General features: G+C 30.1%; 13 protein-coding genes. All 13 read right to left on the reverse strand.

Annotated elements, in window-relative coordinates; translation table 11 throughout:
* Positions 1 to 241: 241 nt before the first annotated feature.
* The 13 genes from ACIQX2_RS02290 to ACIQX2_RS02350 all read right to left on the reverse strand — a co-directional run bounded on the left by ACIQX2_RS02290 (position 242) and on the right by ACIQX2_RS02350 (position 13,407).
* The gene (locus tag ACIQX2_RS02290) at positions 242 to 1,129 is read right to left on the reverse strand and encodes a polysaccharide deacetylase family protein (protein WP_402846542.1); all 888 of its coding nucleotides are present in this window, start codon (positions 1,127 to 1,129) and stop codon (positions 242 to 244) included.
* Positions 1,130 to 1,145: 16 nt separating this feature from the next.
* Positions 1,146 to 2,249, reverse strand: a complete 1,104-nt coding sequence (locus tag ACIQX2_RS02295) for a hypothetical protein (RefSeq protein ID WP_402846544.1) — start codon at positions 2,247 to 2,249, stop codon at positions 1,146 to 1,148.
* A 27-nt stretch (positions 2,250 to 2,276) separates the two neighbouring features.
* Positions 2,277 to 2,681: a VOC family protein gene (locus tag ACIQX2_RS02300; RefSeq protein ID WP_402846546.1), complete on the reverse strand. Its 405-nt coding sequence runs from the start codon at positions 2,679 to 2,681 to the stop codon at positions 2,277 to 2,279.
* Positions 2,678 to 2,917 carry an acyl carrier protein gene (locus ACIQX2_RS02305; protein ID WP_402846548.1) on the reverse strand — a complete coding sequence of 80 codons (240 nt, stop codon included), beginning with the start codon at positions 2,915 to 2,917 and terminating at the stop codon, positions 2,678 to 2,680. Before ACIQX2_RS02305 ends, ACIQX2_RS02300 begins: the two co-directional genes overlap by 4 nt.
* Positions 2,910 to 4,616 carry an HAD-IIIC family phosphatase gene (locus ACIQX2_RS02310; protein ID WP_402846550.1) on the reverse strand — a complete coding sequence of 569 codons (1,707 nt, stop codon included), beginning with the start codon at positions 4,614 to 4,616 and terminating at the stop codon, positions 2,910 to 2,912. Before ACIQX2_RS02310 ends, ACIQX2_RS02305 begins: the two co-directional genes overlap by 8 nt.
* Positions 4,617 to 4,772: 156 nt before the next feature.
* Positions 4,773 to 5,195, reverse strand: coding sequence for an FAD synthase family protein (locus ACIQX2_RS02315; RefSeq protein ID WP_402846552.1), 423 nt, complete (start codon positions 5,193 to 5,195; stop codon positions 4,773 to 4,775).
* A 2-nt stretch (positions 5,196 to 5,197) separates the two neighbouring features.
* Entirely contained in the window at positions 5,198 to 7,015 is a 1,818-nt protein-coding gene (gene asnB, locus ACIQX2_RS02320; protein WP_402846554.1) for an asparagine synthase (glutamine-hydrolyzing), read from the reverse strand.
* 261 nt (positions 7,016 to 7,276) lie between these two features.
* Positions 7,277 to 8,716 carry a CDP-glycerol glycerophosphotransferase family protein gene (locus tag ACIQX2_RS02325; RefSeq protein ID WP_402846556.1) on the reverse strand — a complete coding sequence of 480 codons (1,440 nt, stop codon included), beginning with the start codon at positions 8,714 to 8,716 and terminating at the stop codon, positions 7,277 to 7,279.
* Between the two features lie 163 nt (positions 8,717 to 8,879).
* Positions 8,880 to 9,971: a DegT/DnrJ/EryC1/StrS family aminotransferase gene (locus ACIQX2_RS02330; protein WP_402846557.1), complete on the reverse strand. Its 1,092-nt coding sequence runs from the start codon at positions 9,969 to 9,971 to the stop codon at positions 8,880 to 8,882.
* A 25-nt stretch (positions 9,972 to 9,996) separates the two neighbouring features.
* A complete protein-coding gene (locus tag ACIQX2_RS02335; RefSeq protein WP_402846559.1) occupies positions 9,997 to 10,566 on the reverse strand; it encodes a GNAT family N-acetyltransferase in 570 nt (189 codons plus the stop codon).
* 63 nt (positions 10,567 to 10,629) lie between these two features.
* Positions 10,630 to 11,358 carry a class I SAM-dependent methyltransferase gene (locus ACIQX2_RS02340; RefSeq protein WP_402846561.1) on the reverse strand — a complete coding sequence of 243 codons (729 nt, stop codon included), beginning with the start codon at positions 11,356 to 11,358 and terminating at the stop codon, positions 10,630 to 10,632.
* Positions 11,359 to 11,436: 78 nt separating this feature from the next.
* Positions 11,437 to 11,844, reverse strand: coding sequence for a sugar 3,4-ketoisomerase (locus tag ACIQX2_RS02345; protein WP_402846563.1), 408 nt, complete (start codon positions 11,842 to 11,844; stop codon positions 11,437 to 11,439).
* A 9-nt stretch (positions 11,845 to 11,853) separates the two neighbouring features.
* The gene (locus ACIQX2_RS02350; RefSeq protein ID WP_402846566.1) at positions 11,854 to 13,407 is read right to left on the reverse strand and encodes a glycosyltransferase family protein; all 1,554 of its coding nucleotides are present in this window, start codon (positions 13,405 to 13,407) and stop codon (positions 11,854 to 11,856) included.
* Positions 13,408 to 13,483 lie beyond the last annotated feature (76 nt).

The following is a 13,483-nucleotide window of genomic DNA, read 5'->3' on the forward strand; positions in this document are numbered from 1 at the left end:
ATTAATTAATGAATGAATGAATGAATGAATGTATTTATTTATTTATTTATCTATTTATTTATCTATTTATTTATCTATTTTTCATTCTCGGCAGCAAGCACAATTGAGCGATGGTGTCTACTCGATATTGCTAAGCTTTACTAGAATTGAAACGAAAGATCAAATTTCTAAAATGGATAATGCATTTACCATCATCTCTAAGTAAGTGCCAAATAAACGACCCTAGATGATAAAAGTTATTTCAAACAATAGGGTACAATTTGTTGCAATCAATCCGGTTTAACCAGAATGATGAATGCCCATTATTATAACCTTGCACCGTCGTAAATGCCCCAATAAAATTGTTACTCTTTAAAATAGGTTCTAATTGGCTAATCATCTGCTGGGTATTTTCTCCGCCACCAAAGGCAGGGGTGTACCATCTTGGAGTTATACCTAGTTCGTTCTTTATAAAACGGGCACAAGGTTCAATTTCATTCTCATAAAACAATTGAGCCTCCCCCCCATACGGAAGATGATTCACACAATGAACTCCAATAGACATTCCACTAGCTTTCATTTTCAAAAACTCACCCTTAGAGATATAAAAATCCTCAATAAACTTTTCTGTTGATCCATATAGCTCAAAAAGCTTTCCCTCAAGAAATTTGCGGCTTTGATTTTCCGACCATAAAAAGTTGAACACATACTTATTATATCTTCTGTAAATACTTGGTTCGTACTGATAATAATCGCTTAATAGAGTTAAATCTGGAATATCGAAGCAAGCATTTAATTCTTTCCAAATTTCTTCATCTGAAAAGTTGGATAAAATCGTATGTACAAGATGAAAAATTGGGATTTTCTTTTCAACTAATGGTCCCGACATTACGGTAAAATAAGCCGGTATCCCCATCTCTGTGAGCATCTCAAAAGCATTGTAATATTGATCCTTTGTAGCATCATCAAATGATAATACACACTTGGGTTTACTGGATTTCTTCCCTAAATCATCCGGGGTAACAATTTCATAGTTTTTAGCAGCCCACTCAACTTGGGCTCTGAATTCAGCAACTTCTATTGGGACGCTACCTATCCATTCCGATTTGTTTCGTACATAATGATACATAATGGCAATATCTTTATTCATAATTACCTATCCTTTATCAATTCGGTCGATCTTGATCCGAATCACTTTTTGTAACATACCATAGTTGATCCAACATTGGATTAACCTTATTTCGTAACTTCTCAGATAAATAAATTGCAGAAATCATTTGAGTATTTTCTAAATCTATCGGTTGAAACCTAGATGGAACTACAAATTTATCATTGGAGGATTTTAGTATCCTTTTGAATCCAACAGATTCTAGCCCCCAGCTACTAATACTAGAGAAACAATAAAAGTCAAAGAATAAGATTTTCGGGTCTAATTGAATAATTTTGTTAGATAAAGAAACTGCACTATCTTGATCAGTAGCCATAAACTCTACAATTCTTCCTAGTTTATATCCGCCCTCAATTTGTTCAATTCTAACAACCGCTAAACCTTTATAAATACTATTTTCACTACAAGCAATTACTTTATAATCAAAAGTAGGGTGTTCAAAATAACGCCATTTCAGAAATAAATAATTTCTAGCTATACCTATAGATTTCTTAGCAAATGAACCCCAGTAAAAATCATTCCAGGAAGCTTCATTTAAATCGTCCAATATATCGCATTTATAAGAAGTAGATACTTCATATGGCTCTACTTCTTTCCAATAACGAAGTGAAGTTGTATCTCCATTTAGCATAATTTGGGCAGTTTTACCCTTATTCAAAACGCCAATCCATCTTGGTGTGTCTTCTTGAACATTCCAACGCATTAACTTATAAATCTTAGATCCATCTGCGCTAACACCTAAAGATAGAATCATATCTGGATTTAAATTTTGAACAAAATTAATCAAAGCTAATCCCGCTCCAGAAGCCCTATGTTCAGGAGCAACAATCCAATTTGTTAGACAACATCCAAGACCTTTCTTCCCTACTTGATTGAACTGAAAGGGCATGATTCCTAATAATCCGATAACTTCTTTCCCTTCCCAAGCACCTAAAAAGCTGAAATGTCCATCTTTCACAATTAAATTCGTATTTGGATTGGAATGAAACATATACTTTAATAATTCCTCATCACGCGACAAGATATGATTTTTCGACCAAAGAACATCAATTGCACTTTTCAACACTTCTATCTCATCTAGTCTAAAAAAACGAATATCCATTTTTCCACCTTTTTCTACATATAAATGCTACTCTTCAATTAACTCAATCAACATTTGCGTCCTTAAATATAGAAAAGCAATTTTACGCTGATCAAAAGCTATTGCCTCGACTGGTTTTACTACTAAGATAGCACCCTGCTCTTGTAAAAAATGAATAGCCTTTTCAATATCCCTTGTTGTAAAACATTGATGATACATTCGAATACCTTTTTTCAAGTAGTTATTAATAGGAGACTCTTTGTCTAACGGCTCTAATAGTTCTACTCGAAAGTGATTAATGACCATGAAAATACCTTTAACTTTTTGCGTTTTATCCACAAATATAGTTGATTCCTTCTTATATCCAAGCATCTCATGCGAACGAATTTCAGTCTCTAGCTTTTTACAAGCTAATCCAATGTGATGAAAAGAAAATATTACATCATTACTCATTTACTATGCTTCTCTTCAACTAATTTATAAATATCTTCAGCATTCATAACTTTTGTCACTTCATCACTACTAAAGCGAATATCAAATTCTTCCTCAATGGCCATAATAATTTCTAAATGTTTTAAGGAATCCCATGTTGCATTACTTTCACGATCAAAAAGATTTGTATCACTAGCATTCACTTCTAAAGTTTCTGCAAGTATTTCATTAATTTGCTGTTTCAATTCATTATTCATAATGGGCTAAAACCTCCGCTGTATATAGTGCTAAACGATTTTCTAATAAACTTTGTACTTTAGCAATTTCTTGTTTTTCACCAACTTCGAGTGACAATAGCCAGTCCAAACCTGGTTTATTTTTCGGTCCTTCACTAAAATCAAATGAAATCGATTCTACACCAAATTGTTTCAAACGATTCAATATGTGCAGCAATGCACTCGATTCTACTAAACGCCCTAAAGCTCTACAACTAAATAGTGTTTCTGTAATGATTACATGTTTATCTTGAAGCTTACAAACAAATATGCCAATGATTCCGCTATTACTTAAAATATCCGATAATCCAATTGTATAAATCCTTATTTGCTTGTCGTTTATAAAATGTTCTACTTCGTTAAGAGAGTATCTTTTTAACGCCAAATTAAACTGGTTCGTTTTATTACTTAACTCATAAACACGCTGAACATGATCAGGGTTATTTTCGTGAATCTCTATTTTCATTTTTAACGTTTCTAAATAAGCCGTTTCATTGGTTGCTGACGCAAGTAACTCGTCCCTTTTTTGGTTCGCCAAAATATCATCTTGTCTAAGATTCGCTGCTGCATCATGTTTAAGTGTATAAAGTCCAGGGTAGTTTAGTAGACGATGAAACGTTTCTTTCCCTTCTACATCAGCTAAAATAACATGTAAATTAGGAAGCTGTGTTTTGACTTGCGTAATTTCAGCCATATTATCATCTACAAATAATACTGCTGAGGCATCAATATTAATCCTTTGAATAATTGAGGAAATATTGGATGCTTTATCTTGCCAATTCGCTTTGATAAAAGTGAAGTCTTGTTCTGTTAATAAGAAATCTTTGCGTTTATTGAATAACTCCACAACATCTGCATGTTCATTTTTAGAACTGATCGCTAAAATAATCCCGCTCTGTTTTAACGAAAGCAACGTTTTTTGAAGTGCAATATGTTCCTCTTTCAAACGAATGCCATCATAACCATCCTCCCCTAATACACCTGAATACATTGTATTATCTAAATCCATAATAATCACTTTTAAGCGAGGACGGAAAATAGCAGGAAATAATTGCAATCCCATATGTCTTGCGATATCAACTGTGAAATTATTGGAAAACGGATAGTTACTAATTTGATCGTTACGTAAATCATAAATAGCTATACCTTTTTTAGAAGCTAGAAAATCTAAATCAATGATTTCAAGCATCGTAATTTCCTCAGAAGCACGTTGTAATAAATCATTCAATTGTCTAAACCAATTTCTTCTACCTATAGATGGAGATAATAATTGCTCTTCTTGTTCTAAAAAAGCTGGCCAATTATTGATTAATACCGGCTTATTCTGTCCACCAGCTTTAATTCTATTAATAACCCAATCGACCGTCTCTCTCGGAGACATTTTATCCACATATAAACGCCAATCCATCCAAACAATTCGAATATCTGAATTTTCTTCAGAAGCGATTTGAGATAATGCAGTATCATAATCAGAGTATGAAAAATGAGCTTGGGTATCCCAAATTTGCGTAAATGGAGATAACATGCTCTCGATATATTCGAAAGGGAGAGTTCGTACGACTTCAACCTTTTTTACAATGTTGGTTTCAATCTGTACATACTCTTTCTTTAGCTGTCTTAAATTGATAATCTGATTTAATTTGTTCATATCTATTAAAAATTTATCGAATTGGAATTTCATTTTGTACACCTGCATTTTTTCTATTTTTTGGTATTATATATTTTTTTCAAAAAGCCCCTATAAAATATTAGCGTTAGAATTATTACATATGCTAGCTTCCCTTGAAATAAAACAATAAAAAGTCGAACAAAACTTTTTTAAACGGAAAATAAAATACTACAATCTTAACTTATGTAGAACCTCATTTATTAATGTTGATGAAGTACCTTTATAGTAAGGAAAGAATATAATTTTTATTCCTTCTTTTTCAAATTCTTTCTCGTAATCTAACCATTTGTCTGTGTTGTACCAATCATCCCCTACAAACATATAGCTAGCCTTAAGTTTTTTACACATTTCTAACTTATCCATATTATCTTGAGCAACCACTGCATCAACATATTTGAGACTTCTAATTATTTCAATACGCTCTTTGAAAGGAATAACAGCTTTCTTGTTCTTATAGGCTACTAATTCATCAGTTGTTACTCCCACTATTAGCTTATCACACATATTTTTGGCATTTTTTAGTAAGTTTAAATGTCCTACATGAAAAAGATCGTAAACTCCTGCAGTATAGCCAATTACAAGTTTATTCACTTTTAATAGCTCCAATTCTTATTAAAGTATTCTCTTATAAATAATTCAACATTTAAAAACATCCAAATAATTTGACCAGATCTCTGATTAACTTTTGCATCTTCAATCAAAAATGTAAGTTTATCCTGTTCTAACCAATTAGACTCTTTTAAAATTTCTATTGCCATTTCACTTAATTCATTAAACCATTCGGATAATGGCACTGGAAACCCTACTTTATTCCTATATATTACTTCGTATGGCAAATAATCTTCGGCAACTTTTTTCAAAATATATTTCGGTATATCTCTTTCCTCACTATATAAATTAGCATCTTCAAACCTTGCAAGATGTTCATCATTTTCTGATACCCACCTTAATTTCAAGGTGTATGGAATATGTGTATTTACAAATTCTATTAATTCATGATCTAAAAATGGTGGTCTAGCTTCAACCGAGGCTTTCATTGTGGTTGTATCAACTCTTTTCAGTAATCCTTTGACATGATAGTCTTGGAAAAATCTAAAAACAGATTCTTCATTATTATGATTGCTAAAGTCTTCTGAAATTTTACTATCGAAATATGCTCTCAAATTTTTAGATGTATTTAAATACTCATCCCTAAAATCTCTTGATACATATTCATATTTTTTTATAAAATTATGATAAAAATCTACATCTTTAAGATTTTGATTATTATAATCAAACGGATATCTATAGATTTTACCATAGCCTCCAAATAACTCGTCCGCACCCTCACCAGAAATAACAACCGTGATATCTCGGCTTAATTTTTCAGACATAATAGCTAAAGGGATTTCATTAGGAACTCCTAATGGTGAATCACTGAATTTTATAAGTTTTGCCCACTCGTTGTAATAATCCGAGAAATCTAAAATTATTTTATGATGTGACGTCCCATACCGATTAGCAACAATATCTGAATAAACAAATTCATTATTATCTTGAAAACCAATGGTATAAGTTTGAAGCTTACGTTCACTATTTTTAGACAAAATAGCAGTTGTAAGACTAGAATCGACGCCGCCACTTAAATATGCACCAACATTCACATCTGAAATCGCCCATCTTTTAATTGTCTTTTCTATTTCCTCTTTTGTTAATTGAATTAACGATTCTTCATCAAAAACAGTATCAAAATTGTGATGAGGTAATTCATAGTATTTTACATTTTCACATTTTAAATCTTTATCAAAAATCAGGTACTCTCCACCACACACTTGAAAAATATTTTTAAAAAAAGTAAATGGTTCCCTTACATATCTATTACCTAAATATTCGTCTATAGCATCTTCAAATAATTCTGGTTCATATAATCCACTATTCAAAATTGCTTTGATTTCGGAACCAAATATCAGTTTTTTTTTATCAACAGTATAATATAAAGGCTTAATACTCAAGCGATCTCTTATTAAATATGTTTGTTTCAATTCTCTATCATATAAAGCTATAGAAAACATTCCATTTGCATTTTCCAAAAACCAATTAATACCTTTTTCTTGTACTGAGGCCAAAATTACTTCAGTATCACCACTAGTTTGAAAAGAATAATTTAGCTCTTTCTTTATTTCTTTATAATTTAAGATTTCACCATTAAATACTATACTCCATCTATTATTTTGGCTTGTCATAGGTTGATTAGAAGCTATCTCTAAATCAATAATTGATAATCTTGCATGTGCTAATATACAATTATCCTCTATTTTATTAACTTCTATATGGTCAGGTCCTCTATGTTTCAAAGACTGTATCATATTATATCCTCTTAATTCAATTTTATCTGTATAGTCTATTCCAACAATACCAGCTATACCGCACATAATGAGTTTCCCTTCTTAAACATTCTAAGATTTAATCTTTGATCTTTTTAGTTTTAGTATTTTTAAAATATATCTCTAGTAATATTCTTACTATTTAATTTAGTTATACAAGACTGTATGATTAATTTAATTTAAAAGTACCTTATTCTATTTCACTCACTTAATTTTTTATATAGTATTTTTTGTAATTCTGGAACAACATTTATTGTAATTATCTATCATGATTACCTAGTATAATATAGTAATATTTTTGATAAGAAGCTAATTTTTCAATCTAATTATATCTATATTTTTGGTAATCACCTGATCTATTTCATTCCATACTCTCACTGATGATTGATTATCTTTATACTTATGTACAATATCACAAAGTTTTTTCCTATCTTCTGAAAAATTATCTTTCGTAAAAAATAATGTATTTATTTCCTTAATGAACCCCTCCATATTGTAAACTTTTGCACCAGGAGTAATAATTTCATGAGTGTCTATCAAAAAACCCCTTTTTTCCGAGTATTCATTATAATCAGACATCGTGAAAATGATAGGTAAATCTATTAATAAAGTATCAAAATAAACTGAAGAATAATCAGTTATTATTAACTTAGCGCATGAAAGGAGTTCATATAAATGAATCTTTCTCTTTTCTAATTGTGTGTCTGATAACAAAATTATTGTTTCATTATCAAATACTTCGCTATCCATGAATTTTTTCTGTTCATACGGATGCAATTTTACTATCAAAACAAAGTTATTACGCTTAAGATATTTTTTTAACACATCTAAGTCTTCATCTATGAAACCAAATAATCCTGTGAATTTAGAAGAATCCAACTCCGATTTTCCTCCATTTCTCCAAGTTGGCATATAAAATAAACACTTTTTACCTTTCAAATTAGAGTAAGTCAAGTTTTCTAACTTCTCAATACCTCCGCCACTAAATAAAAAATCGTTTCTAGGCATTCCAGTTATCCTATACCTGTCAATTTCTGCGGGATAACAACTGTTCAATACAGTTGTATAAAACTCAGAATAAGAACAAATTAATTGAGTATATTTTTTATAATTTTGAGAGAGTGATTTTAAAATAAGATTATCACTTGATTTATGTCTAAATCCAACTTGTTTAATTGGAAATCCATGCCATAATTCAATGTTGATTTTTCTGTTTGTATATATTCCCTCAAGATTTGAAGAACATATCACATCATAATCCTTCAATTTTTTAATTTCATTCGATTCGATTATATCAACATTATATTTATTTAATATATCTTTAGGTACCTTTTTATACAATGGGTAGCCATTATAACCAGAGTAACCTTTATTTACTAATGCTATTTTTATCTTTTCATGGTAACCTCTATTTTCTTTATACAGGCCATTTAATTTGTATTGAAGATTTTCCTCTTTAAAAGTTGACAACGCCTCCTTTAAGTAAACAGGAATTATACATTCTTCTTTTATCCCCATTTCTTTTAATCTACAAAATATTTCTACTACATGTTGACTTGCTATTAATATTAAGTCATAATCTTTATTTACTATTTCTTCAGGTTTAATAATTTTTTTGTTATGAAATGTTAATCCTTGTTTTCGGATATCATTATCTGAAAACGCAATTATTTCTATTTTTTCTTCATCTAATTCTTGAATAATATTATTAGCGCCGCTCCCTGTTCCGAAAATAATAATTTTCTTCATCCTAAAATCTCCTTAATGTAATATAGAAAAGCTATTAATTCTTGTTACTTGAATTAATAGCCTCAATATAAATAATACAAGAAACTGTAAATCAATTTAATTAATCAATAAATTTTGAAATAGATATTCATATGGATAATATATTCAAAATTAACAATATTAATTATAAAAAGTTATTTAATGCCTTTATTATCTCATTTGTCTCTTCTATTGTTTGAACTTGTGATAAAGGTAAGCTAAGGACTTCTGAATGAATTTGTTCAGAAATCGGTAACTTCATTTCAGAAATATCATTATATGCTTTTTGTTGATGAGGAGGAATTGGATAATGAATAATTGTCTGTATCCCCTTCTCTTGTAAGTATTTCTGCAAACGATTTCTTTCTCCCGTGCGAATTACGAATACATGCCAAACCGCTTGCTCCCAATCTATTGGATATGAAGGTAATGTAATAAGTGGATTTTTGATACCCAATAAGTATGCCTTAGCAATCTCCCTTCTTTTTTCATTATCTCTATCTAAAAATGGTAATTTAGCTCTTAAAAACGCAGCTTGTATTTCATCTAATCGATGATTATTTCCTTTGTATAAATTTTCATATTTTATATGAGAGCCATAATTTCTTAATGCTCTCAACCGCTGATCTAAACTAGCATCATTAGTTGTAATTGCTCCCGCATCCCCCAAAGCTCCGAGGTTCTTACCTGGATAAAAACTAAATCCTGCTGCATCACCTAAATTTCCTGTACGTTTTTCTCTATATTTTGCTCCATGGGCCTGTGCTGCATCTTCAATAACTTTTAAATTATGATTTTGTGCTATTTCGCAAATTTTATCCATACTATCTACTAAACCATATAAATGCACCGTAATTATTGCCCTAGTAGATTTAGTTATTTTTTCTTCTATTAAGGTAGGATCAATTAAATAGTTATCTAGGGATGGTTCTACTAAAATTGGTGTAGCACCTACTTCTGAAATGGCTAAAATAGTTGCTATATATGTGTTTGAAGGAACAATTACTTCATCACCAGGTCCAATATTGTAAGCTTGCAAAATCAGTTTCAAAGCATCTAAACCATTACTGACCCCGATGCAGAATTGTGTACCACAATACTTAGCAAACTCCTTTTCAAATTGTTCAATTTCTGACCCTAATATATACCAGCCGCTATTAATGACTCGTTTAGCAGCTATATTTAATTCACTTGAGTATTGTTCATTTATTTTTTTTAAATCTAAAAATGGAATCAAAAACTATCCCTCCATTTAAAATACTTTACATGATTCTCTCTGAAAAACGTGCTATTTTTTCCAATTTTCTTCTTACTGTATTCTCGTAATTTTGTTTATCTAGTCTATGGACTATAAGATCTCTTTTCTCACCTCTTATAGTAACACCACCTCTTTCGATTCCTTCTTGTAACAATCCACAACTATCATGGAAGGATACCACTTTTTCATTTTCAATTATTGTTCTACAATAAACACTTTGCAAATTTAATTTATAAAAGGCAATATCATACAAAATTAATACAATTGTTGGGGCAAGTAGATATTTTTCGGATATAATCCATCTTCCCCATTCAGCTTCCTTTTCACTCACATTATATAGACCGATAGTTCCCAATTTACTACCTCTAATGTCCTCTACACAAAAATAGTAATCCCCTTCAGTTTCCTCATACTTAATAATCCATTCGTGTTGATGTAGAAGATTTTGATCAGTATCACCTATATACTTTACATTTTCCGTATTTAATCGCAATTGATGTATATATGGTGCATCTTCTAAACATACTGGCCTTAACCTAACTCCATATTTTTCTATACAGATATCATGTTTCATATTGTTTCACCAAATTCTTGATTTCTGTCCAACGTTTACATCTAGAATGTTGTTGGAATTCCATTATTTTTTTAAAACTACAAAAATCTCAGCTGATAAATGTGGAAACTTATCTCCTAATTTAATAAATCCTTCGACCATGTCTTCAGACCATTGTTCCTCAATTTGCCTATTAGTTAGTGGTTTCAGCATTAGTCCACCAAAATCAATAATCGAGTATTTGGCTTCTAAACAATGTTGTTTCAATCCATCGAGTGTGTATACTCTTCTATGTCCTAGAAGTAAATCTTGCTCGTTTAGACTATCACATGTTGGTATAAGATTCATTTCCACCGCCACTTGTCTATGTATAGAATCTGCATTAGGTACTGCAATTAGCAATACACCGTCTTCTTTTAAAAGAGAACTTATCTTCTGTAGTACTTGTACTGGATTATCTAGATGTTCTAAAACATGACTCATGATAATTACATCAAACTTTTTATCAGATTTATAATCTTCAAAATAGGATTTATGATACTCGATATTATTCTTATTTTCCAATCTAATTTTGCATTCATTTAACATAGTTTCTGAACCATCTACAACAGTAACCGACTTAAACGAATCAGCTAATAATAGAGTCATTTCACCATCACCGCATCCAAGCTCGAGTACATGGTTTCCTTTAAAATACCGACTAAGTCTACTGAATAGTTCTTTCCGCATCTTAGAATAAAGGCCCTCCCAACCCGAAATTATATTTAAATGATAATTTGAAGCTGTTTTTTCTAAATCTTTTTCATAGTTCATTAATTTCACTCCCAATTTTTTTTATGAATCATTATGTAATATTAATATTTTCCTTTCGGGTTATAAAAAATATAACACCTAAAGTAAACTAAGAAAGGTTTTATAATCCCTAATATAATCATTTTCATCATAATTTTCATTAGCTAAAACCATCAAAACACAATCTGGACTGAAATCATACATTTCACGCCAAACTAGACTTTCGATTAATATACCCTCGCTAGCATTATTTAGATTAAAAATATTTTCTTCAAAACCGTTATCTAATCTTATTTTACAAGAACCACTAGTACAAATTAATACTTGTTTTAAATTTTTATGTGCATGTAAACCTCTTACAACATCCGGTTTTGTATCGAAAATATAATAGATACGCTTAATGTCGAAAGGGATATTTTTCAAACTTTCTAATGATATTAAAGACCCTCGTTCATCTCCATGGATTTTAAATGTCATTTTTTGGAATAACGAATTAATTTTACTCACCTCTAATATCTATCTTTTAAATGTTTTAGGTAGTAGTGCATAGTATTCATCAGTATTTTCTTTGAAATTAACGCTTAAGTATTCTAAATATTCTTCTTTCTCATTAAAAGGTAATTTTTCATAATACCATGCCCAAACCTTACTAAATTCGAAATTTCTACTTCTATTTTTAAAATACAAAAAAGCAATTGAATTATCCCGTTCTTCCATTAAAACATTCTGAGTTTGCTCATTTGCAAGCTTTGACTCATTAAACGCTCGTTTATACAAATGATCTAATATGTCCGAATTTGAATTCCAAACATGATATTTATAGACTCTTTCATAATACTTTTCTATTAAATACTGTCTTTCAGATATATCACATATTAGTAACTCTAGCTTTTTTTCCAATTCTTCTAATGAATTCACTTTGAAATCATCATCTAATGAAATATCACTTACTTCACAAGTAGATACATTCCTTTTTACACTTATAATTGGAAGTTTATATTTTACTGCATCTAATAATGAGGTTAACGAGCCAATCGGATAAGAATCTAAATAGATATCTGCTGAGATATAAAATAATTCAATATTTGTAATCTCACCTAATACGAGCACTTTACCTTTAGTTGCCTCGATTATTTCCTTCCAGTAACTTTCTGATGAGTGCGGCCCAATAAAAATAAATTGTAAGTTATTAAATTTATTAGCTAGGTTTATGATTACATCCGATAGTCCATTGTTATCTATTGTTTTGTACTTATAAGAACTTGCGACCGAAAATATTATTATTTTATCTTGTTCTATTCCTATCTGTTTTCTAGCTTCCCTCTTTGAAATATTTATAGGCTTTTTTAATATAATTGGTATTATATATTGATTTTTTGGTAGAATATCTCTTCTTAAATTGCTTGTCTTAGCACCTTCATCACGAAATTCTAAAACTAAATTAGAGATACTTCTTCCTACCCAAAAACGATGGTCTGCATGATTCATAAATATAATTGGCTTATTTAAACCAGATAAAGCGATAACAGTTTGGACATCTTCAGGATGAATATGTAAGACGATAAAATCATATCTCAAAGCAATTTCCCTAATAGTTTTAATTCTATGTACATCATTGTCATTAGTAACTATTTTAGTAATATTAAAAGTATTCGAATAGCTATTTAATAACTCGTCTGGAAAATGGTTATTTGGCATATTCGTTAATAATATATCATTCTTTCTATTAGAGCTTTTGTCATTATCAATCCAATTTAATAACAATCTAGTATGTCCACCCGTATCAGCTACTTGCGTTGCAATATGTAAAATATTATCACAATCTTTTCTTGACTTTCCTATTTCATTTCTTGGATTAAACAAATTAGATGATATTTGTTTTAAGAGATTTTCCAATACAGCATCATAAAAAAAACCTGAATGAACCTCAGTAGCATATCTAGCGGCTATTTCACAATATTTAATCGAAGTTGATAAATCATTAATATTAAAATAATATTTTGCTTTATCTAAAAAAAAATTGTATTTTATTTTTCTTTCTTCAAAAATAATATTACATGGATAGTCCATCAATCTTCTCTCCTCTATATAGTGCTATCATTCCAAAGTTACTATATGAATGTCCCCAATAACAATATAAAAGATA

The organism is Psychrobacillus sp. NPDC096623 (assembly GCF_044762655.1).
In the GTDB taxonomy this organism is placed as follows: domain Bacteria; phylum Bacillota; class Bacilli; order Bacillales_A; family Planococcaceae; genus Psychrobacillus.

Coding starts and splice junctions, on each gene's coding strand:
- ACIQX2_RS02325 (WP_402846556.1), bottom strand. CDS start 8,716: ATGAAGAAAATTATTATTTTCGGAACAGGGAGCGGCGCTAATAATATT.
- ACIQX2_RS02340 (WP_402846561.1), bottom strand. CDS start 11,358: ATGAACTATGAAAAAGATTTAGAAAAAACAGCTTCAAATTATCATTTA.
- ACIQX2_RS02290 (WP_402846542.1), bottom strand. CDS start 1,129: ATGAATAAAGATATTGCCATTATGTATCATTATGTACGAAACAAATCG.
- ACIQX2_RS02350 (WP_402846566.1), bottom strand. CDS start 13,407: ATGGACTATCCATGTAATATTATTTTTGAAGAAAGAAAAATAAAATAC.
- asnB (WP_402846554.1), bottom strand. CDS start 7,015: ATGTGCGGTATAGCTGGTATTGTTGGAATAGACTATACAGATAAAATT.
- ACIQX2_RS02310 (WP_402846550.1), bottom strand. CDS start 4,616: ATGAAATTCCAATTCGATAAATTTTTAATAGATATGAACAAATTAAAT.
- ACIQX2_RS02295 (WP_402846544.1), bottom strand. CDS start 2,249: ATGGATATTCGTTTTTTTAGACTAGATGAGATAGAAGTGTTGAAAAGT.
- ACIQX2_RS02300 (WP_402846546.1), bottom strand. CDS start 2,681: ATGAGTAATGATGTAATATTTTCTTTTCATCACATTGGATTAGCTTGT.
- ACIQX2_RS02335 (WP_402846559.1), bottom strand. CDS start 10,566: ATGAAACATGATATCTGTATAGAAAAATATGGAGTTAGGTTAAGGCCA.
- ACIQX2_RS02305 (WP_402846548.1), bottom strand. CDS start 2,917: ATGAATAATGAATTGAAACAGCAAATTAATGAAATACTTGCAGAAACT.